Source organism: Geodermatophilus pulveris (assembly GCF_900188375.1).
In the GTDB taxonomy this organism is placed as follows: domain Bacteria; phylum Actinomycetota; class Actinomycetes; order Mycobacteriales; family Geodermatophilaceae; genus Geodermatophilus; species Geodermatophilus pulveris.
This window is the reverse complement of sequence record NZ_FZOO01000002.1, coordinates 407,039-428,416: the sequence shown is the minus strand read 5'-3', so window position 1 is coordinate 428,416 and position 21,378 is coordinate 407,039. Positions and strand designations below refer to the sequence as shown.

Annotated in this window: 21 protein-coding genes; 16 read left to right on the top strand and 5 right to left on the bottom strand. The window is 76.8% G+C overall.

Annotation, left to right across the window (positions count from 1 at the left end; translation table 11 throughout):
- Window positions 1–105: 105 nt before the first annotated feature.
- Window positions 106–408 carry a hypothetical protein gene (locus tag CHB98_RS20990; RefSeq protein ID WP_143424955.1) on the top strand — a complete coding sequence of 101 codons (303 nt, stop codon included), beginning with the start codon at window positions 106–108 and terminating at the stop codon, window positions 406–408.
- 13 nt (window positions 409–421) lie between these two features.
- On the opposite strand, the gene CHB98_RS21430 is transcribed toward CHB98_RS20990, so the two are convergent.
- The gene (locus tag CHB98_RS21430; RefSeq protein WP_179224210.1) at window positions 422–568 is read right to left on the bottom strand and encodes a hypothetical protein; all 147 of its coding nucleotides are present in this window, start codon (window positions 566–568) and stop codon (window positions 422–424) included.
- 105 nt (window positions 569–673) lie between these two features.
- The gene (locus tag CHB98_RS05460; RefSeq protein ID WP_089304575.1) at window positions 674–1,294 is read right to left on the bottom strand and encodes a TVP38/TMEM64 family protein; all 621 of its coding nucleotides are present in this window, start codon (window positions 1,292–1,294) and stop codon (window positions 674–676) included.
- A 215-nt stretch (window positions 1,295–1,509) separates the two neighbouring features.
- On the opposite strand from CHB98_RS05460, the gene CHB98_RS05455 reads away from it, so the two are divergent.
- The 5 genes from CHB98_RS05455 (at window position 1,510) to CHB98_RS05435 (ending at window position 7,784) form a co-directional block, all read left to right on the top strand.
- Entirely contained in the window at window positions 1,510–2,037 is a 528-nt protein-coding gene (locus CHB98_RS05455; RefSeq protein WP_089304807.1) for a GNAT family N-acetyltransferase, read from the top strand.
- Between the two features lie 102 nt (window positions 2,038–2,139).
- Window positions 2,140–5,376 carry a fused isobutyryl-CoA mutase/GTPase IcmF gene (icmF, locus tag CHB98_RS05450; protein WP_089304574.1) on the top strand — a complete coding sequence of 1,079 codons (3,237 nt, stop codon included), beginning with the start codon at window positions 2,140–2,142 and terminating at the stop codon, window positions 5,374–5,376.
- The gene (locus CHB98_RS05445) at window positions 5,373–6,128 is read left to right on the top strand and encodes a helical backbone metal receptor (protein ID WP_089304573.1); all 756 of its coding nucleotides are present in this window, start codon (window positions 5,373–5,375) and stop codon (window positions 6,126–6,128) included. Before icmF ends, CHB98_RS05445 begins: the two co-directional genes overlap by 4 nt.
- 121 nt (window positions 6,129–6,249) lie before the next feature.
- Window positions 6,250–7,374 (top strand): NDMA-dependent alcohol dehydrogenase, encoded by a 1,125-nt coding sequence (locus tag CHB98_RS05440; protein WP_089304572.1) that lies wholly within the window; start codon window positions 6,250–6,252, stop codon window positions 7,372–7,374.
- 41 nt (window positions 7,375–7,415) lie between these two features.
- Window positions 7,416–7,784 carry a hypothetical protein gene (locus tag CHB98_RS05435; RefSeq protein ID WP_089304571.1) on the top strand — a complete coding sequence of 123 codons (369 nt, stop codon included), beginning with the start codon at window positions 7,416–7,418 and terminating at the stop codon, window positions 7,782–7,784.
- A gap of 17 nt (window positions 7,785–7,801) precedes the next feature.
- On the opposite strand, the gene CHB98_RS05430 is transcribed toward CHB98_RS05435, so the two are convergent.
- Window positions 7,802–8,263, bottom strand: a complete 462-nt coding sequence (locus CHB98_RS05430) for a MaoC family dehydratase (RefSeq protein ID WP_089304570.1) — start codon at window positions 8,261–8,263, stop codon at window positions 7,802–7,804.
- Between the two features lie 32 nt (window positions 8,264–8,295).
- Between CHB98_RS05430 and CHB98_RS05425 the strand changes: the two genes are divergently transcribed.
- The 10 genes from CHB98_RS05425 to CHB98_RS05380 all read left to right on the top strand — a co-directional run bounded on the left by CHB98_RS05425 (window position 8,296) and on the right by CHB98_RS05380 (window position 18,361).
- Window positions 8,296–9,450 (top strand): CaiB/BaiF CoA transferase family protein, encoded by a 1,155-nt coding sequence (locus tag CHB98_RS05425; RefSeq protein WP_089304569.1) that lies wholly within the window; start codon window positions 8,296–8,298, stop codon window positions 9,448–9,450.
- A gap of 12 nt (window positions 9,451–9,462) precedes the next feature.
- A complete protein-coding gene (locus CHB98_RS05420; protein WP_089304568.1) occupies window positions 9,463–10,224 on the top strand; it encodes a crotonase/enoyl-CoA hydratase family protein in 762 nt (253 codons plus the stop codon).
- A gap of 87 nt (window positions 10,225–10,311) precedes the next feature.
- On the top strand, window positions 10,312–10,911 hold the full coding sequence (locus CHB98_RS05415) for a YceI family protein (protein WP_089304567.1): 600 nt from the start codon (window positions 10,312–10,314) through the stop codon (window positions 10,909–10,911).
- 79 nt (window positions 10,912–10,990) lie between these two features.
- Window positions 10,991–12,637: a PP2C family protein-serine/threonine phosphatase gene (locus CHB98_RS05410; protein WP_089304566.1), complete on the top strand. Its 1,647-nt coding sequence runs from the start codon at window positions 10,991–10,993 to the stop codon at window positions 12,635–12,637.
- Between the two features lie 76 nt (window positions 12,638–12,713).
- Complete coding sequence (locus tag CHB98_RS05405) at window positions 12,714–13,490, top strand: cyclase family protein (protein ID WP_089304565.1); 777 nt, start codon at window positions 12,714–12,716, stop codon at window positions 13,488–13,490.
- Window positions 13,487–15,124, top strand: coding sequence for a thiamine pyrophosphate-binding protein (locus CHB98_RS05400; RefSeq protein ID WP_089304564.1), 1,638 nt, complete (start codon window positions 13,487–13,489; stop codon window positions 15,122–15,124). Before CHB98_RS05405 ends, CHB98_RS05400 begins: the two co-directional genes overlap by 4 nt.
- 84 nt (window positions 15,125–15,208) lie before the next feature.
- Complete coding sequence (locus CHB98_RS05395; protein WP_089304563.1) at window positions 15,209–16,495, top strand: S8 family serine peptidase; 1,287 nt, start codon at window positions 15,209–15,211, stop codon at window positions 16,493–16,495.
- A 61-nt stretch (window positions 16,496–16,556) separates the two neighbouring features.
- Window positions 16,557–16,790, top strand: coding sequence for a hypothetical protein (locus CHB98_RS05390; protein WP_089304562.1), 234 nt, complete (start codon window positions 16,557–16,559; stop codon window positions 16,788–16,790).
- Window positions 16,791–16,818: 28 nt separating this feature from the next.
- Window positions 16,819–17,604 (top strand): NAD(P)-dependent oxidoreductase, encoded by a 786-nt coding sequence (locus tag CHB98_RS05385; RefSeq protein ID WP_089304561.1) that lies wholly within the window; start codon window positions 16,819–16,821, stop codon window positions 17,602–17,604.
- Between the two features lie 43 nt (window positions 17,605–17,647).
- Window positions 17,648–18,361, top strand: a complete 714-nt coding sequence (locus tag CHB98_RS05380) for a dienelactone hydrolase family protein (protein WP_089304560.1) — start codon at window positions 17,648–17,650, stop codon at window positions 18,359–18,361.
- Here CHB98_RS05380 and CHB98_RS05375 read toward each other — a convergent pair.
- Entirely contained in the window at window positions 18,358–20,292 is a 1,935-nt protein-coding gene (locus tag CHB98_RS05375) for a sugar phosphate isomerase/epimerase and 4-hydroxyphenylpyruvate domain-containing protein (RefSeq protein ID WP_245820935.1), read from the bottom strand. The genes CHB98_RS05380 and CHB98_RS05375 overlap by 4 nt on opposite strands.
- On the bottom strand, window positions 20,282–21,160 hold the full coding sequence (locus CHB98_RS05370; RefSeq protein ID WP_089304559.1) for a shikimate dehydrogenase: 879 nt from the start codon (window positions 21,158–21,160) through the stop codon (window positions 20,282–20,284). The genes CHB98_RS05375 and CHB98_RS05370 overlap by 11 nt, the downstream gene beginning before the upstream one ends.
- Between the last annotated feature and the right edge of the window lie 218 nt (window positions 21,161–21,378).

The following is a 21,378-nucleotide window of genomic DNA, read 5'->3' as shown; positions in this document are numbered from 1 at the left end:
CGGGGGCAGTGGGATGCCGGCAGGCCCCGAGCCGGGCCGGTTTGGTCGGCGACGAGGGAGGCGCGATGGCCGAGGCGACCGGCGCTGACCACCGACCCGGACGCCGTGGACGAGGAGTTCGCGGCCGCGGCCAACCGGGCCCGGCGGGACGCCGTGGAGCTGCTGCGCCGGCTGGTGCCCGCGCACCAGTCGGCCGCGGCGATCGTGGTGCACGGCGACTGGTCCAGCGTGCGGGAGTTCCCCTCGCTGTCACCGGAGTGCGCCGCGTGGTCGCACGACCGCACCCCGGCCGCCGGTGTGGGCACCCACCGCTGGCTGCTGGAGCAGCGGCGGCCGGTGCGGCTGACCCAGCGGGAGCTGGAGGCACACCCCGCCTGGCTGGGGTCCGGCTACGAGGCCGGCCCGTGACTGAGCGCGGGGGTCAGGCGGCGCGCGGCCCGGCCGGGGCGACCGGCCGGGCCGCGGGGACGGCCTCCCCGGGGACGCTCCACCGCATCTCCAGGTGCCGGTGGCCGGCACCGTCGACGACGGGGACCCAGCGGGCCTGTGGGCACGTCTTCGTACGCATCGCAGACACCTCTCGTTAACCTTCCGTTCACCATTGTGACACCGGAGGTCTGCCTGCGCTCGTCGCGGGACCGGGACGACCCGAACGGGGGGCCACGGCCGGGAACTACAGCCAGGTGATGAGGGAGGCGCCGATGCCCACGTGCAGCACCGCGCCGGGCACGACGCCGACGAGGGTGCCCAGGACCGCCGGGAGCCAGCGGATGCTGGACAGGCCCGCGGCGTAGCTGACCACCCAGAACGGCACCGGGCTCATCCGGGCGAGCACGACGGCCAGGAACCCGCGGTCGCGGAACAGCCGGTCGGCGCGGGCCAGCCGCCGACCGGCGAAGCGGGCCACGGCGTCCCGGCCCAGGTGGCGGCCGAGCAGGAACCCGCCCATCCCGCCGAGCCAGCCGGCGGCGACGGCCACCGCCAGGCCCGCGGGGAACCCGGCCGCGGCACCGAGCAGGACCGACAGCGCGGTGCGCGGCACCGGGGTGAGCAGCGCCCCGGACACCCCGAGCACGACGGCGGTCCAGCCCAGCGGCCCGGCGCCGTCCAGCCAGCCGCGCAGCGCCGGCACCCCGGGCCGGTCCACCGTCAGCGCCACCACGGCGGCGGCGGCCAGCAGCAGGCCGAGCAGCGCGAACCGCAGCCACGCCCGGCGCCCGGCGGGCGCGTCCCGCGGCTCGGCCGGCCCGACCGGCCCGACCGGCTCGACCGGCCCGACCGGCTCTACCGGCACGGCCGGCGGTGTCCGGGACGGGGGCGCACGGCTCCCACGCTACGGCCGCGCGGCGGTCCCGCACGCCGGACGCGGGCCACCGGCGGCGAGCCGGCCGGACCGTCCGGGCGGGCGCCCACCGCCCGTGCGGGGGACACGGCTGTCATCAGGTCGGTCGATCCCGGACGCGCCGACGGCGCGCCAGCGGGTTGGATGACCGGGTGCACACCGGTCGGTTGGTCAGGGACGCTCGGCTCGAGGACGCGGCGTGCTGCGCGGAGATCTACGCCCCCTACGTGCGCGACACGGCCGTCTCCTTCGAGACCGAACCGCCCACGGCCGCCGAGATGGCCGCACGCGTCGAGGCCGCGCTGGCCACGCACGCCTGGGTGGTCGTCGAGGAGGCCGGCCGGGTCGTCGGCTACGCCTACGGCGCCACCTTCAACGCCCGCGGCGGCTACCGCTGGTCGACGTCGGTCAGCGTCTACACCGAGGCCGGCCGCCGCCGCACCGGCGCCGGCCGGGCTCTCTACACCGGCCTGCTGGACCGGCTCGCCGCCCGCGGCTACCGGACCGCGCTCGCCGGCGTGGCGCTGCCCAACGAGGCCAGCGCCGGGCTGCACGTCGCCATGGGCTTCGAGCCGGTCGGCACCTACCGCCGGGTGGCCTGGAAGCTCGGCCGCTGGCACGACGTGGCCTGGTACCAGCGCCCGCTCGGTGACCACCCGGCCGACCAGAGCGCCCCCCCGGCGCTCCCGCACTGACCCCGGAGGCGCCGTGGACAGCGGGCCCGGGCGGGGAGATACTAGGACGTCCAACTAAATCGGCGCGGGCAGCAGAGCCGGCGTCCGACCCCCGGGAGCGGCATGCCGTCCGACCTGCACGTCCCGACCCACCCGGTCCGGTTCGTCACCGCTGCCAGCCTGTTCGACGGCCACGACGCCGCGATCAACGTGATGCGCCGGCTGCTGCAGAGCCAGGGCGCGGAGGTCGTCCACCTCGGCCACGACCGCAGCGTCGACAGCGTGGTGCGGGCGGCGCTGGAGGAGGACGTGCAGGGGGTGGCGATCTCCTCCTACCAGGGCGGGCACGTCGAGTACTTCGGCTACCTGGTGGAACGGCTGGCCGAGGCCGGCGCCGGGCACGTCAAGGTGTTCGGCGGCGGCGGGGGCGTGATCGTGCCCGCGGAGATCGCGCTGCTGCGCGAGCGGGGCGTGCGCATCTTCTCCCCGGAGGACGGCCAGCGCCTCGGCCTGCCCGGGATGATCAACGAGCTGATCCGCGAGTGCGACGTCGACCTGACCGCCGCCGGGCCGGACGTGGACGCGCTGCTCACCGGCGACCCCGCCGCGCTGGCCCGCGCGATCACCGTGCTCGAGTCCGGCCGGGACGACGCGCTGGCCGCCCGCGTGCGCGAGGCCGCCGCCGGGCGCGCCGTGCCGGTGCTGGGCATCACCGGCACCGGCGGGTCGGGCAAGTCCTCGCTCACCGACGAGCTGCTGCGCCGGCTCCGGCTGGACCAGGAGGACAAGCTGCGGGTCGCCGTCCTGGCGATCGACCCGACCCGGCGCCGCGGCGGCGGCGCGCTGCTCGGCGACCGGATCCGGATGAACGCCCTGGACACCGGCGACGGGGGGCACACGTTCTTCCGCTCGATGGCCACCCGCTCGGCCGGCGCGGAGACCCCCGAGCACCTGGACGACGTGCTGTGCGCGGTGAAGGCGGCCGGCTTCGACCTGGTCGTCGTGGAGACGCCGGGCATCGGGCAGGGTGACGCCGGCATCGTGCCGTTCAGCGACGTCGCGCTGTACGTGATGACGCCGGAGTTCGGCGCCGCGTCGCAGCTGGAGAAGATCGACATGCTCGACTTCGCCGACGTCGTGGCGATCAACAAGTACGAGCGGCGCGGGGCCGAGGACGCCCGCCGGGACGTCGCCCGGCAGATGGTGCGCAACCGCGAGGCGTTCGGGCAGCGGTGGGAGGACATGCCGGTCTTCGGCACCAGCGCGGCCCGGTTCAACGACGACGGCGTGACCGCGCTCTACCAGCACCTGCTCGGCCTGCTGGTCCAGGAGGGACTGCCGGCGGGCTCCGGCGTCCTGCCGCGGGTCGACGTGCAGGCGTCCTCCGGGCTGACCAGCGTCGTCCCCGCCCAGCGGTCGCGGTACCTGGCCGAGATCGCCGAGGCGGTCCGCGGCCACCACGCGCAGACCGAGGCGCAGGCCGACGTCGTCCGCCGCCGGCAGCACCTGCGCACGACCGCCGAGCTGCTGGGGGAGGACTCGGCCGCCGCGCGCGTGCGCGAGCTGCTCGAGGCCGCCGACCGGGAGCTCCTGCCCGAGGTGCACGAGCTGCTGGAGGAGTGGCCGGCCCGCGTGGAGGCGTACTCGGGGGAGGAGTACGTCTACACCGTCCGCGGGAAGGAGGTCCGCACGCCGCTCACCCGCGAGACCCTGTCGGGCAGCCGGGTGCGCCGGGTGTCCCTGCCCCGCACGCGGGACGAGGCGGAGCTGCTGCGGTTCCTGCGCCGGGAGAACCTGCCCGGGGCCTACCCGTTCACCGCCGGCGTCTTCCCGTTCAAGCGGACCGGCGAGGCCCCGGCGCGGATGTTCGCCGGCGAGGGCGACGCCTTCCGCACCAACCGCCGCTTCACACTGCTCAGCGCCGGCAACGAGGCGACCCGGCTGTCGACGGCGTTCGACTCGGTCACCCTCTACGGCCGCGACCCCGACCCGCGCCCGGACGTCTACGGCAAGGTCGGCACCTCCGGGGTCTCCATCGCCACGCTCGACGACATGGAGGTCCTGTACTCCGGCTTCGACCTCTGCGACCCCACCACGTCGGTGTCGATGACGATCAACGGACCGGCGCCGGCGATCCTGGCGATGTTCCTGAACACCGCGATCGACCAGCGGCTGGACCGGTTCCGCGCCGAGGAGGGCCGCGAGCCGGACGCGGCGGAGGCCGAGGAGATCCGGGCCTACGTGCTCTCGACGGTGCGCGGCACGGTGCAGGCCGACATCCTCAAGGAGGACCAGGGCCAGAACACCTGCATCTTCTCCACCGAGTTCGCGCTGCGCTGCATGGCCGACATCCAGCAGTGGTTCATCGAGCACCGGGTGCGCAACTTCTACTCGGTGTCGATCTCCGGCTACCACATCGCCGAGGCCGGGGCGAACCCGATCAGCCAGCTGGCCTTCACCCTGGCCAACGGCTTCACCTACGTGGAGTCCTACCTGGCCCGCGGCATGGCCATCGACGACTTCGCGCCGAACCTGTCCTTCTTCTTCTCCAACGGCATGGACGCCGAGTACTCCGTGATCGGCCGGGTCGCCCGCCGCATCTGGGCGGTGGCCATGCGGGAGCGCTACGGCGCCGGCCCGCGCAGCCAGCAGCTGAAGTACCACGTGCAGACCTCCGGCCGGTCGCTGCACGCGCAGGAGATGGACTTCAACGACATCCGCACCACGCTGCAGGCGCTGTGCGCCGTCTACGACAACGCCAACAGCCTGCACACCAACGCCTACGACGAGGCGGTGACGACGCCGTCGGAGCACTCGGTCCGCCGGGCGCTGGCCATCCAGATGATCATCGACAGGGAGTGGGGGCTGGCTGGCAACGAGAACCCGCTGCAGGGCTCCTTCGTCGTCGAGGAGCTCACCGACCTGGTCGAGGAGGCGGTGCTCGCCGAGTTCGACCGGATCGCCGAGCGCGGCGGCGTGCTCGGTGCCATGGAGACCGGCTACCAGCGCGGCAGGATCCAGGACGAGTCGATGCTCTACGAGCACCGCAAGCACGACGGCAGCCTGCCGATCGTCGGCGTCAACACCTTCCTCGACCCGCACCGCGACGAGGCCCCGCCCAAGGCGGTGGAGCTGGCCCGGGCCACCGAGGCGGAGAAGCAGTCCCAGCTGCAGCGGCTGGCCGACTTCCACACCCGGCACGCCCACGAGGCCCCCGCCGCGCTGGCGGAGCTGCAGCGGGCCGCGACCGAGGGCGGCAACGTCTTCGCCGCCCTGATGGACGCCGTCCGGGTGTGCTCGCTGGGCCAGATCAGCGACGCCTTCTTCGAGGTGGGCGGCCAGTACCGCCGCGGCGTGTGAGGGACGACCTCGGCACGGACGTCGACCTGCCGCGACCGCCCCGGCGCGTCGTCTCACTGGTCCCGTCGCTCACCGAGGCACTGGCGGTCACCGTCCCCGACCGGCTGGTCGGCGCCACCGACTGGTGCACCCACCCCGCCGGCCTGGACGTCGTGCGCGTCCGGGGCACGAAGAACCCCGACCGGGCCGCGATCGCCGCCCTGGCGCCCGACCTGGTCGTCTGCAACCGGGAGGAGAACCGACGGCTGGACGTCGACCGGCTGCGCGCCGCCGGCGTCCCGGTGTGGGTGACCGTCATCGAGTCCGTCGACGAGGCGCTGGCCTCGCTGCGCCGGCTGTTCGGCGAGGTCCTCGACGTCGGCACGCCGGACTGGCTGGCCGAGGCCGCCGCGGTGTGGGCGCCGCCCCCGCACCCGACCGCGCTGCGGGTCGCCGTCCCGGTCTGGCGTGACCCGTGGATGGTCGTCGGCGCGCGCACCTTCACCGGCGACGTGCTGGCCCGCCTCGGCTGGGTCAACGTCTTCGACGAGGGGCCGGACCGGTACCCGCGGGTCGACGTCACCGCCATCGCAGGCAGGGCCCCGGACGTCGTCGTCCTCCCCGACGAGCCCTACCCCTTCACCGCCGACGACGGCCCCGAGACGTTCCCCGCCGGCACCCGCACCGCGCTGGTGTCCGGCCGGGACCTCACCTGGTACGGCCCCTCGCTCGGTCCGGCCCGGCGGCGACTACTGGCCGTGATCGACTCCTGACGCGGTACACGGGACGTGGACTCCCGGGTCGGCGCGTGCAGCAAACTCACAGGTTCGCCGCTAGCCTCCGGTCCCGTTGTCCCCGGCAGTCCGTGCCGGGACCGGGACGGACGGAGCCACCGTGAGGACACGCAGCGCAGTACTGCACACCCAGCCCGGCCGCTACGAGGTGACCGAGGTCGACCTCGACGGGCCCCGCGAGGGCGAGCTGCTCGTCAAGATGGCCGCCGTCGGGCTGTGCCACACCGACGACCACGACGTCCCGCCGGGCAGCGCCCCGCCCCTGCGGCTGCCTTGGGCCGGTGGCCACGAGGGCTCCGGCGTGGTCGTCGGCGTCGGCCCGCACACCCCCGGGTGGGCCGAGGGCGACCACGTGGTGCTCAGCTTCGTCGCGGTCTGCGGGCGGTGCCGGATGTGCTCCACCGGCCGGCAGAACCTCTGCGACCTCGGTGCGCGGCTGTTCAGCGGCGCGCGGATCGAGGACCCGACCAGCTTCCGGATGTCCTACCAGGGCAGGCCGGTGGGCCAGGCCTACGGCCTGTCCGCGCTCAGCGAGCACACCGTCGTCGACGCCCGGTCGGCCGTGAAGATCGACCCCGCCGTGCCGCTGGACAAGGCCGCGCTCGTCGGCTGCGGGGTGCCGACCGGGTGGGGGTCGATCACCCACATGTCCGACGCCCGCGACGGCGACGTGGTCATCGTCATGGGCGTCGGCGGGATCGGGATCAACAGCGTGCAGGCCGCCCGGGCCATCGGCGCCCGCGCCGTCATCGCCGTCGACCCGGTCGAGTTCAAGCAGAAAGCCGCCCTCGACCTCGGGGCCACGCACGCCGCCGGGACGATGGCCGAGGCCACCGAGATCGCCCGGTCCCTGACCCAGGGCCAGGGCGCCGACGCGACCGTCGTGGCCGTCGGCGTCGTCACCGGCGAGCACGTCGGCGAGGCGGTGAACTCCATCCGCAAGGCCGGCACGGTCGTCCTCACCGGCACCGGGAGCATGCGCCACGGCGGCGGACTCCCCGTCAACCACACCATGTTCACCGTGTTCCAGAAGCGGCTGCAGGGCGCGCTGTTCGGCGGCTGCAACCCCCGGTGGGACATCCCCCAGCTGCTCAGCCAGTACACGGCCGGCACGCTCAAGCTCGACGAGCTCATCACCCGCACCTACACGCTGGACCAGGTCGCCGAGGGCTTCGACGACATGAAGGCCGGCCGGAACATCCGGGGAGTCGTCCTCTTCGATTGAGCCCCGTTGACGGTCCGGGGCGGGGCGGCCACCCTGTGCCGATGACGGTGCTGCCCCTCCCGGACCGCGGACGGTGGGTGTGGGACGCCCGGGACCGGACCCGAGCGGTGCGCGTGTCCACCCACGGCGCGGCCGGCCTGCTCAACCTGAGCGTGTGGCGGGACGACGTGTGCGTGGGCACGGTCAAGCTGCGGCCGGACGAGGCCGCGGAGCTGGTGGGCGCCCTCACCGAGGGCCTGGCCCGGCTCGCCGGGCCCCCGGCGCCGGACGCCGCCCGGCTGGCCGCCGTCGAGGACCGGCTGGCCGGGCTGGAAGCCCGGCTGGCCGCCCCGCCCGGGCGGCGGGTCGCGGACGGCGCCCGGGCGGCGGCCGCCGCGGTGGCCGGGCAGGTGCTGCGGCGCCTGCGCTGAGGCCTGCGCCCGCGGGCTCAGCCGCCCGGGCGGCGGAGGACCAGGTTCATCGCGGTCATGGTGAGCACGACGGTGCCGTCCCCGCGGACCAGCTCGATGCCGGTGCGCACCAGCCCCCGGTCGGGCCGGGACCGCGACGGCCGGGCCTCGGCGACCGTGGTCCGCAGCGTCAGCTCGTCGCCCGGGCGCACCGGGGCCAGCCAGCGCAGCTCGTCGATGCCCGGCGAGCCCAGGCTGGAGGCGGGGGACAGGTACTCCTCGGCGAGCAGCCGCATCATCAGCGCGCAGGTGTGCCAGCCGCTGGCGATCAGCCCGCCGAACGGCCCGGCCGCCGCGGCCTCCGCGTCGACGTGGAAGGGCTGCGGGTCGAACCGGCGGCCGAAGTCGACGACGTCGTCCTCCGTCACCCGCAGCGGGCCGTGGACGGCGGTCGTCCCCGGCAGGTAGTCCTCGAACCAGCGGTCCTCGCTCCGTGACACGGGGCCGACGGTAGGGCGTTACGGTCGGCGGCGTGCTGCCGCCCACCGGTCCCCTCGCGGGGACCCGCGTCGTCGAGCTGGCCGGGCTCGGGCCGGCGCCCTACGCCTGCCTGCTGCTGGCCGAGCTCGGCGCCGACGTCGTCCGGGTGGACCGCCCCGGCGGCGGCACGCAGCTGCTGCCGGCCGAGCAGGACGCCCTGGGCCGCAGCCGCCCGTCGGTCGCCGTCGACCTGAAGAGCCCCGCCGGCCGGGACGTCGTCCTGCGCCTGGTGGAGTCCGCCGACGTGCTGGTCGAGGGGCTGCGCCCCGGGGTCACCGAGCGGCTCGGCGTCGGGCCGGACGCGTGCTGGGCCCGCAACCCGCGGCTGGTCTACGCGCGGATGACCGGCTGGGGGCAGGACGGCCCGCTGGCCGGCCGGGCCGGGCACGACATCAACTACCTGGGCCTCACCGGCGCGCTGCACGCCATCGGGACGGCGGAGACGCCGGTGCCGCCGTTGAACATCGGCGCGGACTTCGGCGGCGGGGCGATGTTCCTCGTCGTCGGCGTGCTCGCCGCGCTGCTGGAGCGGGGCACCAGCGGCCGCGGCCAGGTGGTCGACGCGGCCATGGTCGACGGCGCCAGTTCCCTGGTCACCATGGTCCACGGACTGCTGGCGGCCGGCCGCTGGACCGACCGCCGCGCGGCCAACCTGCTCGACGGGGCGGCCCCCTTCTACGGCACCTACGCCTGCGCCGACGGCCGGCACGTCGCCGTCGGCGCCATCGAGCCGCAGTTCCACGCGCAGCTGCTCGCCGGCCTGGACCTCGACGAGGAGGCCCACGGCGGCCAGCTGGACACCGCCCGCTGGCCGGAGCAGCGCGCGCGGATCGCCGCCCGGTTCGCCACCCGCAGCCGTGACGAGTGGGCCGAGGCGTTCGCCGGCACGGACGCCTGCGTCACCCCGGTGCTCGGGCTCACCGAGGCGCCGCACCACCCGCACCTGGCCGCCCGCGGCACCTTCACCGACCGCGGCGGGCACCCCGAGCCGGCGCCGGCGCCGCGCTTCTCCCGCACCCCGGGCGCGGTCCGCGGCGGGCCGCGCACCCCCGGGCAGGACACCCGAGCGGCGCTGACCGCGTGGGGCTTCGGCGCGGACGAGGTGGCCGGCCTGCTCGAGGCCGGCGCCGTCGTCCAGGCGGACTGAGGGAGGGGTCGGGTGGACGAGGTGCTGGTCGAGCGGCGCGACGGCGTGCTGCTCGTCACGATCAACCGGCCGCAGGCGCGCAACGCGCTGGACCGGGCCGTCGCCGAGGCGATGGCCGCGGCGGCCGACGAGCTGGACGCCGACGACGACCTGCGGGCCGGGGTGCTCACCGGCGCCGGCGGCACGTTCTCCGCCGGCATGGACCTCAAGGCGTTCCTGCGCGGCGAGTCCCCGGTCATCGAGGGCCGGGGCATCGGCGGCATCACCCGCACCCCGCCGCGCAAGCCGCTGGTCGCCGCGGTCGAGGGCTGGGCGCTGGCCGGCGGCTTCGAGCTGGTGCTCGCCTGCGACCTCGTCGTGGCCGCCGAGACCGCCCGCTTCGGGGTGCCGGAGGTCAAGCGCTCGCTGGTGGCCGCCGCCGGGGGCGCGCTGCTGCTGCCGCGCCGCGTGCCGGCCAATGTGGCGATGGAGATGCTGCTGACCGGCGACCCGATCGACGCCCGGCGGGCCGCGCAGATCGGGCTGGTCAACCGGCTCACCCCCGAGGGCGGCGCGCTGGACGGCGCGCTCGCGCTGGCCGCGACCGTCGCCGCGAACGGGCCGCTGGCCCTGGCCGCGACCAAGGAGGTGGTCCGCGGCAGCGCCGACTGGGGCACCGCCGAGGGCTGGGCCCGGCAGGCCGAGCTGGTCGCCCCCGTGTTCGCCAGCGAGGACGCCCGGGAGGGGGCGGCGGCCTTCGCGGAGAAGCGGCCGCCGGTCTGGCGGGGCCGGTAGGGACGGGCCTGCGGCCCCGGACCCTGGCGCGTCGGGTGGCCGCGCATCCGTCAGGATGGTCGGCGATCCAGGAGGAGGAGGTCCACCGTGGGCAAGCACCGGGCACCCGACGCGGACCCCACCGACTTCGACGCCGCCACCAGCGCGCTCGCCGACGTCACCGGGGACTACGAGGTCGACGCCGCGCACACCCGCATCGGGATCCGCGCCCGGCACGCCATGGTGACCACCGTGCGCGGGTCCTTCGGCGAGTTCTCCGGCACCGCGCACCTCGACGTCGCCGACCCGCCGGCCAGCTCGGTTCAGCTGCGGATCGCGGCGGCCAGCATCGACACCGGCGTCCCCGACCGGGACGCCCACCTGCGCTCGGCGGACTTCCTCGACGTCGAGGCCCACCCCGAGATCGTCTTCCGCTCCACCGACGTGGAGCAGGTCGACGCGCAGACCTACGCGGTCAACGGCGACCTCACCATCCGCGACACCACCCGCCCGGTGTCGGTCGACTTCACGCTGACCGGGTCGGCCCGGGACCCGTTCGGCGCCCTGCGGGTCGGCTTCGAGGGCGCGCTGGCCATCCGGCGCAGCGAGTGGGGCCTGACCTGGAACACCCCGCTGGACACCGGCGGCGTGCTGGTCAGCGACCGCATCCAGATCGAGTTCGACGTCTCCGCCGTCCGGGTCTCCTAGCGGCACCGGGGCGTACCCTCCCCCCGACGACGGCAGGTGCACCGGACCGGAGGCGCGGGACGACGTGACGGATGCGGCAGTGCCCGCGGCGCGCGTCCCCGGGGCGGCGGCCGTGCGCGGGCAGCAGGCCGTCGCGGTCTTCGACGGTGACTGGACGCTGGTATCGGTCGACCAGGCCACCGCCGACCTGCTCGGCCGCCGGCGCGCGGAGATGACCGGCCGCAACATCTGGATCGCCCTGCCCGAGCTGGCCGGCACGATCTTCCACAGCTTCCTGCTGCACGCGCGCACCGCGGGCGCCGGGGTGACCTGGCGGGGGTACTACCCGCCGGCGGCCACCTGGATCGACGCCACGGCGCGGCGGGACGGCGACGCGCTGCACGTCTGGCTGCGGCGCAGTGTCGGCCCGGCGCCCGACGGCGCGGTCGACCCCGCGGCCGACGCGGCCGAGTACGACCGGTTGCGCTTCCTCGCCGAGGTCAGCGAGGCCATGTCCAGCACCCTGGACCCCGTCCAGTCGGTGACCACGCTGGCCGAGCTGGTCGTCCCCCGGCTGGCCGACTGGGCGATGGTCAGCGTGCTCGGCGAGGACGGCGCGCCGGTCGCGGAGGGCCGGGCGCACCGCGACCCGGCCGGGCGGGCCGACCTGGACTCCTACCTGGACAACCGGGTCCGCGGCGCAGCCGCGGACAACCCGCTGGTGACCGCGCTGCTCACCGGCGAGCCCATCCACCTGCCCACCATCCCGCCGTCGATCGTGGAGCCCAGCCTGGGCGGCCGGCCCGACGTGCGCGCGGCCTGGGAGCGGCTGGGCGCGGGCTCCATGACCGTCGTCCCGCTGCGGGCCCGCACCGAGACCATCGGCGTCATCGCCCTGGTCAACGGCGTCGGCCGCCCGGGGCACGGCGAGATGGAGATCGCCACCGCGGTCGAGGTCGCCCGCCGCGCGGCGCCGGCCATCGACAACGCCCGCCTCTACGACCGGCAGCTGGCGGTGGCCGAGACGCTGCAGCGCAGCCTGCTGACCCCGCCGCCGCAGCCCGACGACCTGGAGATCGCCGTCCGCTACCTGCCGGCGTCGAGCACGCTGCACGTCGGCGGCGACTGGTACGACGCCTTCCAGCAGCCCGACGGCGCGACCCTGCTGGTCATCGGCGACGTCGTCGGCCACAACGTGGACGCCGCGGCCGCCATGGGCCAGGTGCGCAGCATCCTGCGCGGCATCGCCTACGACCGGCAGGAGCAGCCGGCGCAGGTGCTCACCCGGGTCGACGCCGCGCTCACCGGCCTGCGCATCGGCACCCTGGCGACCGCGCTGATCGCCCGCATCGAGCAACCCGCAGGGCTGGCGGGTACCGGGCGGCGGCTGCTGCGCTGGTCCTCGGCCGGCCACCTGCCGCCGCTGCTGCTGCACGCCGACGGCCGCGTGGAGCTGCTGGAGGCCGACCCGCAGACCCTGCTGGGAGCGGAGTCGACGCGGCCGCGCTCGGACTCCGTCGTCGAGGTCGGCGCCGGGGACACGCTGCTGTTCCACACCGACGGGCTGGTCGAGCAGGGCCGCACCGGCATCGACGAGGGCACCGAGCGGCTGGTCGCCGCGGTCCGCGAGCTCGGCCCGGTCCCGCCGGAGCGGCTGTGCGACGCGCTGATCGCGCGGATCGTCGGCACCCACCCCGAGGACGACGTGGCCGTCGTCGCCGTCCGCTGCGGCGCGCAGGACGGCTAGGCACCCCGGCACCCCGCCCCGGGCGTGCGGCATGCTCTCCGGGCCGCACCCCGCCAGCCCGTGGAGGCCCCCGCCGATGTCCGCCCTGTCCGCGTTCGCCGCCGCGCTGGCCGGCGGGGGGATCGAGGTCGTCGACCTCACCGCCCCGCTGTCGGCGCAGACCCCGGTCATCGCCCTGCCGCCGCAGTTCGCGCAGACCGCGCGCTTCGAGCTGGAGGAGCTCAGCCGGTACGACGACCGCGGCCCGGCCTGGTACTGGAACAACTTCCGCACCGGCGAGCACACCGGCACGCACTTCGACGCCCCCAACCACTGGGTCACCGGCGCGGACGGGGACGACGTCGCCTCCGTGCCGGCCGCCCGGCTGGTCGCGCCGGCCGCCGTCCTGGACTTCTCCGCCGAGGCCGCGGCCGACCCGGACTTCCTGCTCGAGGTCGACCACGTGCGCGCCTGGGAGGCCGAGCACGGCCCGCTGCCCGCCGGCGGCTGGCTGCTGTACCGCACCGGCTGGGACGCCCGCAGCGCGTCGCAGGAGGAGTTCCTCAACGCCGACGACACCGGACCGCACACCCCGGGCCTGTCCCCGGAGTGCGCCCGCTGGCTGGCCGAGGAGGCACCGGTGCTCGGCCTGGGCGTGGAGACCGTCGGCACCGACGCCGGCGCCGCGCACTCCTTCGACCCGCCGTTCCCCTGCCACGCGGCGCTCATGGGCAGCGGCAAGTACGGGCTGACCCAGCTGCAGAACCTGGACCGGCTGCCGCCCACCGGCGCGGTGCTGGTGGCCGCGCCGCTGCCGATCGTCTCCGGCTCGGGCTCCCCGGCGCGGGTGCTGGCCCTGGTCGAGCGCGGGTGAGCGGCACCGTCGCGGAGGCGGTCGGCGCGGCCCTGGCCGGCTGCGGCGTGGACACCGCGTTCGGTGTCGTCGGGTCGGGCAACTTCCTGGTGACCAACGCGATGGTCGCCGCCGGGGCGCGGTTCGTCGCCGCCCGGCACGAGGGCGGGGCCGCGACCATGGCCGACGCGCACGCGCGGGTGACCGGCCGGCCCACCGCACTGACGCTGCACCAGGGCTGCGGGCTGACCAACGCGCTGACCGGCATCACCGAGGCGGCCAAGAGCCGCACCCCGCTGGTGGTGCTGGCCGCCGAGGCGGGCTCGCCGCTGTCCAACTTCGCCGTCGACCAGAGCGCGCTGGCCGCCGCCGTGGGCGCGGTGCCCATGCGGGTCACCTCCGCCGCCGGCGCGCTCGACGCGGTCGCCGCCGCCGTGGGCACCGCCGTCTCCGGGCGGCGCACCGTGCTGCTCAACCTGCCGCTGGACGTGCAGGCCCAGGAGCTCCGCGGGCCGGCCGCCTACCCGCCGCTGCCCGCACCCGCCCCGGTCGCGCCGGACGCGGAGGCGGTCGAGCGGCTGGCGGCCGCGCTGCGCGCCGCGCGCCGCCCGGTGTTCGTGGCCGGCCGGGGTGCCCGCGGGGCGCGGGCGGAGCTGGCGGCGCTGGCCGAGCGGTGCGGCGCGCTGCTGGCCACGTCCGCGGTGGTGCGTGGCCTGTTCGCCGGCGACCCGTGGTCGCTGGGCGTCTCCGGCGGCTTCGCCTCCCCGCTGGCCGCCGAGCTGGTCACCGGCGCGGACCTGGTGGTCGGCTGGGGCTGCGCGCTGAACATGTGGACGATGCGGCACGGCCGGCTGATCGCCGACGACGCCGTCGTCGCCCAGGTCGACGACGACCCGGCGGCCGTCGGCGCGCACCGCCCGGTCGCCGTCGGGGTGGTCGGGGACGTCGGGCTGACCGCGCGGGCCGTCGCGGCCGCGCTGGGCGGCGGCGCCGTCCCCGGCTACCGCTCCGAGCGGGTGCGGACGGCGATCGCCGAGCGCGGGCGCTGGCGCGACGTGCCGTTCACCCCCGCCGCCGTCCCGGGCCGGATCGACCCGCGCACGCTGACCATCGGGCTGGACGACCTGCTGCCGGCCGAGCGGGTGGTGGCGGTCGACTCCGGCAACTTCATGGGCTACCCGAGCGCGTTCCTCGACGTGCCCGACGAGGGCGGGTCCTGCTTCACCCAGGCCTTCCAGTCCGTCGGCCTGGGGCTGGCCACGGCGATCGGCGCGGCGCTGGCCCGGCCCGACCGGCTGCCGGTCGCCGCGCTCGGCGACGGCGGCGCGCTCATGGGGGCCGCCGAGCTGGAGACCGTCGTCCGGCTGGGCCTGCCCATGGTGGTCGTGGTCTACGACGACGCCGCGTACGGCGCCGAGGTGCACCACTTCGGCCCGGACGGGCACCCGCTGGACACCGTCCGCTTCCCGGAGACCGACTTCGCGGCGATCGCCCGCGGCCACGGCTTCACGGCGGTCACCGTGCGGGCGCCCGGGGACCTGGCCGGGGTGGCCGCGTGGCTGGCCGGGCCGCGCGCGACGCCGCTGCTCGTGGACGCCAAGGTGGCCGCCGAGGAACCGTCGTGGTGGCTGGCGGAGGCCTTCCGCGGCCACTGAGGGTGCGGGGTCGGTGGCAGTCCGACACGATGGGGGCGGCACCGCGGGCTCCCGGGGTGCCCCCACCGGACGCAGGAGGCAGCCGTGATCGGACGACCGACGCCCGGGGCACGCCCCGGCCGCGACCGGGTCGGCGCCGTGCCGCCGGCCCCGACCACCGGCCGGTCGGTGGTGGTCTTCGCCGACCCCGCCGAGGACGCCGCCGCCGCGCTGCGCCGGATCGCCGGGCTGTCCGACGTCGCCGACTCCCGCGACGTGGAGCCCGGCGACGCGGACGCCGGCCGGCTGCGGCAGGCCGAGGGGGTCGTCTTCCCCGGCCTCGGGCTGGCCGTGGCCGCCGTGGACCCGCAGCGGCTGGCCGGCGACCCGTCGGTGCTCGCGGTCACCCCGGAGCTGGTGCACCACGTGCTGCCGGAGGTCCCCGAGGGCTACCTGGCCGGCTACCGGGACGCCGTCGCCGACCTCACCGGGCGGCTGCTCGGCGCGACCGCGGCCCCGGCGCCGGGCGCCCCGCTGTACGCGGACACCCCGCAGTACACCTGGGGCCTGCAGGCCACCGAGGCCGCCACCTCGCCGCGCACCGGGCGCGGGATCCGGGTGGCGGTGCTCGACACCGGGGTGGACCTCGCCCACCCCGACCTCGCCGGGCGGGCGCTCACCGCGACCTCGTTCGTCCCCGGACAGCCCGCGCAGGACGGGCACGGGCACGGCACGCACTGCGTGGGCACCGCCTGCGGGCCGCGCACGCTGGAGGGGTCCCGCGGCTACGGGGTCGCGCCGGAGACGGAGGTGTTCGTCGGCAAGGTGCTCAGCGACGAGGGTTCGGGCACCGACGCGGAGATCCTCGCCGGCATCGCCTGGGCGGTGCGCAACGGCTGCCAGGTGGTGTCCATGTCCCTGGGCGCGGACACCCCCGAGCCCAGCCCGGCCTACACCGCCGCCGGGCGGCGGGCGCTGGACCAGGGGTCGCTCATCGTCGCGGCGGCCGGCAACAACGCCGACCGCGGCAACGGCCAGGTCGGCTTCGTGGGGGCGCCGGCGAACAGCCCGGACATCCTGGCCGTCGGCGCGCTGGACGCCGCCCTCGAGGTCGCCTGGTTCTCCGCGCGCAGCACCACCGTGCCCGGCGGGCAGGTCGACCTGGCCGCGCCCGGCGTGGACGTCTACTCCTCCTGGCCGCTGCCGGACCGCTACGACACGATCAGCGGCACCAGCATGGCCACGCCGCACGTCGCCGGGCTGGCCGCGCTGTGGGCCGAGCAGACCGGCCTGCGCGGGCGGGACCTGTGGTGGGCCCTGGACCGGGCCGCCCGGCGGCTGCCGCTCCCGTCGGTGGACGTCGGCGCCGGGCTGCCGCTCGCACCGCGGTGACGCACCGCCGCCCGCGGGGGCACCACCCCCGCGGAGGGCCGCCCGCGGCTACGGTGCGCCGGTGACCACCGTGATCGTGACCGTCGACGACGCGCACCTGGCCGACCTGGGCGCGGTCGCCGCGTCGCTGCGCGAGCGCGGGATGCAGGTCGACCAGGTGCTCACCGAGATCGGGGTCATCTCCGGGCAGCTGCCCGCCGGCCGGCCGCTGGCCGAGCTGCGGGTCGCCGGGGTGGCGGCCGTGGAGGAGGCCCGCCGGGTGCAGCTGTCGCCCCCGGACTCGCCGGTCCAGTAGCCGGCGCGGGGAGAGGAGGAGGGGGACCGTGGACCGACCGCCGGCGATCGCGCTGCTCGGGCTCGGTGAGGCGGGCGGCGAGCTCGCCCGCGACCTGGTGGCCGCCGGTGCCGACGTCCGGGGCTACGACCCGCGGGTGGCCGCGCCGCCCGGCGTGCGGCCGCGGGACGGCGAGGCCGCCGCGGTCGCCGACGCGGACCTGGTGCTGAGCGTGAACAGCGCCGCCGATGCCCCCGTCGCGCTGCGCAACGCGCTGCCGGCCCTGCGCGCGGGCACCGTGTGGGCCGACCTGAACACCGCCGCACCGGGCGTCAAGCGCGGCCTGGCCGCGGCCCTGGCCGGCCGGGACGTGCCGGTGGCCGACGTCGCGCTGCTGTCGACGGTCCCCGGCAAGGGGCTGCGGACCCCGATGCTGGTCTCCGGTGACGGTGCGGCCGCCTACGCGCGGGTGCTGGCCGGCCTCGGCGTCACCGTGGACGTGCTGGACGGCCCGCCGGGTGCGGCCATCTCCCGCAAGCTGCTGCGCAGCGTCTTCTGGAAGGGCGTGGCCGCCGCGGTCGTCGAGGCGATGGAGGGTGCGGAGGCCGCCGGGGTCGCCGACTGGCTGCGCGCCGACATCGGCGCGGAGCTGGACCGGTTCGGTGCCGCCGACGTCGACGCCCTCGTCGCCGGGTCGCACCGGCACGCCCGCCGCCGGTCCGCGGAGATGGCGGCCGCCGCCGAGCAGCTGCGCGACCTGGGCGTGCCGCCGCGGGTCGCCGGGGCCGCCCGCGACCAGCTCGCCGCCCTCGCCGACCCGGGGTGCGCTGGGTAGCGTCCGGGACCTGCCCCCCGCCCGACGACGACGGGAGCCGCCCGTGCCCGCGACGACCATCCCCGGCGGTGCCAGCGCCCCGCAGCTGCGCGCCCACCTCGCCGTCCCGCCGGTGGGGGAGGCCCCGTGGCCGGGGGTGGTGGTCGTCCACGAGGCGTTCGGGCTCACCGACGACACCCGCCAGCAGGCCGACCGGCTGGCCGCCGCCGGCTACCTGGCCGTCGCCCCCGACCTGTTCAGCGCCGGCGGCGCCGCGCGCTGCCTCCGGCGCACCTTCCGCGACCTGCTCCGCCAGCAGGGGACGGCGTTCGGCGACCTGGAGGCGACCCGCGGCTGGCTGGCCGGGCGCCCGGACTGCACCGGCCGGGTCGGCGTCCTGGGCTTCTGCATGGGCGGCGGCTTCGCGCTGCTCGGCGCCACCCGCGGCTTCGACGTCTCGGCGCCCAACTACGGGTTGGTGCCGGAGAACGCCGAGGAGGTGCTGGCCGGCGCCTGCCCGGTCGTGGGCAGCTACGGCCGCCGCGACCGGGCGTTCCGCGGGGCGGCGCAGCGGCTGGAGACGGTGCTGACCGGGCACGGGGTGCCGCACGACGTGCACGAGTACCCCGACGCAGGGCACTCGTTCATGAACCGGCACAACAGCGGCCCGCTCGCCGTCCTGGAGCGGGTGGCCGGCTCCAGCTACCACCACCCCTCGGCCGAGGACGCCTGGACGCGCATCCTGCGCTTTCTCGACACCCACCTGCGCGCCGGCTAGCCCCCGCCGTCGGCCGCCTGGCGCCGGCGGCGGTGCGCGGCCATCCGCACCGGGGCATCGGCGGTGCCGTAGCCGTCGTAGCCGCCGAGGCGCTGCACCACCTCGAAGAACACCCGGTCGCCGAGCACCTCGGTGGCCAGGTGCAGGTAGCCCCCCGTCCCGTCCTCCTCGTACATGAGCCCGTGCTCCCGGACGGCCGCCAGCACGTCGGCGGGCAGGTCCAGGCGGGCCTCGAGGTCGTCGGCGTAGTTCGCCGGCAGCGGCAGCACCGGCGCGCCGCCGTCCCGCAGGGCCCGGGCGGTGGCCACGAGGTCGTCGGTGGCCAGCGCCACGTACTGCGGCTCCGGCACGCCCGGCGCCCAGCCGCCGCGGCGCAGCGTGGCCGCCGACAGGGCCAGGCGCACCGACCGGCCGGGGTCGGTGACCGCGCGGGTGCGCACCAGCCCGAACGGCGCGGCGGCCTCGGTCAGCTCCTGCGGCTCCAGGCCGAGGACGGCGCGGTAGAACAGCCCGGCCTCGTCGAAGGAGTCGAACGGCTGGGTCAGCCCCACGTGGTCCACGCCGGTCACGCCGGCCCCGGTCCCGGGCTGCTCGCCGGTGGGCAGGAAGTCCGCCGGCCACCCGCCGGGCACGGTGCGGGTGAAGAACACCTGGGTGCCGTCGGGGGCCTCGACCGCGGACAGCTCGGCCTCGGCCGCGCCCCTCGTGCGGGCCAGGACCGGGGCGCTCATCGCCTCCGCGCGCGCGGCGGAGCGCGCCGGGTCGGCGCTCTCCAGGCCGAGCGCGGCGACCGAGGCGACGCCGGCCGAGGCCGGACGGACGACGGAGGCGTTGAGCAGCACGCGGGCGCGACGGGCCGGGTCGCGGCCCTGCTCCCACAGCTGCACCGGCTTGGAGCGGTGCTGGCCGGTGTGCGCGAAGCCCAGCGCGGCGAGCACGTCGGCCGCCCGCGGCCCGGAGACGCCGTCCACGGCGAGCTCGGTGAACGACCACCCGGACAGGGCCGGCGCGGCCGGCGGCGGGGGCGGGCCGGCACCCGGGGAGCGCAGCGCCAGCGCCTCCTCCAGCCACTGCAGCGAGCGCATCGCGTCGACCGCCGTCCGGGCCGGGTCGGCCTGCCGGTAGACGTCGTTGAAGACCTCCAGCGACAGCGGCCCGGCGTAGCCGGTGGCGAGCACGGCGGCGACGAAGCCGGGCAGGTCGAAGGCGCCCTGGCCGGGGAAGAGCCGGTGGTGGCGGCTCCACTGCAGCACGTCCATGGCCAGCTGCGGGGCGTCGGCCAGCTGCAAGAAGAACAGCTTCTCCCCGGGGACGGCGGCGAAGCCGGCCGGGTCCCCGCCGCGGGAGAGCACGTGGAAGCTGTCCAGGCACAGCCCGAGGGCGGGGGAGTCCGCGCGGCGGACGGCGTCCCAGGAGCGTTCCCAGGTGGACACGTGCCGACCCCAGGCCAGCGCCTCGTAGGCGATCCGCAGCCCGCGCTCGGCGGCGCGCGCGGCGGCCGTGGCCAGCTGCCCGGCCAGCTGGTCGGGGTCGTCGACGGCGTCCGGGGCGACCGAGGAGCAGACCAGCACGGTGTCGGCGCCGAGCGCGGCCATCACGTCGAGCTTGCGGTCCAGCCGGCGCAGGGTGCGGGTAAACCGCGCGGGGTCGGTGGAGTCCAGGTCGCGGAAGGGCTGGTAGAGGTCGACCGAGAGGCCGAGGTCGGCGCACCGGGCGGCCAGCTCGGCCGGCGGCCAGGGGGAGGCGACCAGGTCGGGCTCGAAGACCTCGATGCCGTCGAACCCGGCGGCGGCGGCCGCGGCGACCTTGTCCTCGAGGGTGCCGGACAGGCAGACCGTGGCCAGGCCCCGGTGAGGGGCTGCAACGGCCTCGTCCAGGGCCCCGCCCCGAGCTCGCGAGGGGTGGGGGGGACGAGGTCCTTCACGCCACACGGGCGCCGGAGACCAGCTCGGTGAAGTGGGCCAGCATCCGTCCGGCGTCCGGCTCGACGCCGGTGAACAGCCGGAAGGAGTCGACGGCCTGGAACACCGCCATGCCGCCGCCGTCGAGCACCCGGCAGCCGCGCTCGCGGGCGGTGCGCACGAGCGCGGTCCGCAGCGGCCGGTAGACGATGTCGGCCACCCACAGCTCCGGGCGCAGCAGCGCGGCGTCCAGCGGCAGGCCGGGGTGCGCGGCCATGCCGGTGGGGGTGGCGTGCACCAGCCCGTCGGCGCCGGCCAGGGCCGCGGGCAGCCCGGCGAGGTCGCCGCCGACTGCCCGGCCGGCGCCGAACCGCTCGGCCAGCGACCCGGCCAGCGCGCCGGCCCGCTGCCCGTCCACGTCCAGGACGGTCAGCCGCGCAGCACCCAGGGTGAGCAGCGCGTGGGCGACCGCGGCGCCGGCGCCGCCGGCCCCGAGCAGCACCACGCGGTCCAGCGCGGCCTCGGGCAGGCCGCGGTCGAAGGCCCGGGCGAAGCCGGACCAGTCGGTGTTGTGCCCGACCGCCCGCCCGCCGCGCAGGACGACGGTGTTCACCGCGCCCAGGGCGGCGGCGTCGGGGGAGAGCTCGTCGAGGTGGCCGAGGACCAGCTGCTTGCACGGGTGGGTGACGTTGAGCCCGTCGTAGCCGGCCAGTCGGGCGGCGGCCAGGACCTCGCCGACCGCCGATGCCGGGCGGGCCAGGACGTCGAGGTCCAGCCGCCGGTAGAGGTAGCGCAGGCCCAGCTCGTCGGCCTCCCGCTCGTGCAGCGGCGGGCTCAGCGAGGGGCCGATGCCGCTGCCGACCAGACCGACCAGGAACCCGTGCGCGTCGTCCGTCACCCGGACCGCCCCCTATGTACCAGTTGGTGAGTTGCTGTGCAGCAGACCACACCGGCGTCCCCGGCGCCAGCCCGGCAGGTCGGTCGGGACGGGGGCTTGTGTTCCGCGCCACGCTAATGTACCAAGTAGTTCATTACGGACGTGGTGCCGGTCACCGCGCCCGTTCCCGGCACCGAGCAGCACCCCGCAGTGCAGAGCCCCGCCGTCCCCGCGCCGAC